1 protein-coding gene is annotated in these 1,030 nt (G+C 45.3%); it reads right to left on the bottom strand.

All coding sequences use genetic code 11. The features are described 5' to 3' along the window. A partial coding sequence (locus H5975_RS08325; protein WP_204785625.1) for a mucin-binding protein occupies window positions 1-1,030 on the bottom strand: 1,030 nt, incomplete at both ends.

The raw sequence follows: 1,030 nt of genomic DNA, 5'->3' as shown, positions 1-1,030 counted from the left end.
GCTGGGTACTTTTGGCCAGGTACTAATTCCCAACCAGCAGGTGCAACTGGATTGATAGCAATATCCTCGTCAGTCTTACCAGTAAGTGGCGTGGAGCTGATTTGGTTCCCCTTTTCATCAACGTAAGTAATTTGACCAGTTTGTTCGTTAGCCGTGTAGTTAATCGTAACATCGGTCAGCTTGGTGTTAGCGGTTGGGTTATCAACGCTGGCAACCGTATTTTGACTTGGCGTGTAACCAGGAACAGCTGGAACATCAACGTGGCGCAAGCTGTTGTCCTTAAGCGTCCAGCCGGTGTAGACATCTTCACCAGTAACTTCGTTGTGTTGACCAGTCCGCTTGAAGGTAGCAGTCTGGTTAATCACTTGTGGCTTTTCACCAGGCTTGTTAATGGTAATTGTCCGGGAAATGCTCTTGTTAAGCTTTGCCGGATCAGTAATTGAATCCACCTTTGGCTGTACCTTAACGATGATTGGCGTGTTCTTATCCTTAAGTGTTACTTCGCTAGGAATGTTTTGACCAGGTACTAATTCATAGTGGTCTGGAACACTTGGCGTAACATTAACAGTTTCATCAGTCTTACCATGAACCGTGTCAGTCTTAATCGTCTTATTGTGGTCATCAACATAATTAATTACTTGGCTTTGATCGTTAGCCGTGTAAGTAACGGTGATCATTGGATCAGTCCAGTTATTGATCTGATCCTGACTTGGTGCATAGGCTCCATAGTTACCCTCAGTAACGTGGCTAGTGTAACCGCTGATTGCTGGAATAACTTCGGCCTTAAATGAAGCACCATCAGTATTCCAATCGGAGAATGTTACATCGCCAGTAACGTCATCAATAGTAGCCGTACGTTGGTAGCTGATGTGCTGAGTCTTAGTCATCGTTCCAGTAGGTGCCTTAACAATGAACGTCCGAGTGATCGTCTTATTCAGATCTTCATGCGTGATGTCCTTGTTTGGCGTACCATCACCAGGCTTCTTATCAGGATTGCCCGGCTTCTTATCACCAGGGGTTGGAACATCAC

Source organism: Limosilactobacillus coleohominis, assembly GCF_016901675.1.
Classification (GTDB): Bacteria; Bacillota; Bacilli; order Lactobacillales; family Lactobacillaceae; genus Limosilactobacillus; species Limosilactobacillus intestinavium.
This window is presented reverse-complemented; position numbering and strand designations above follow the sequence as displayed.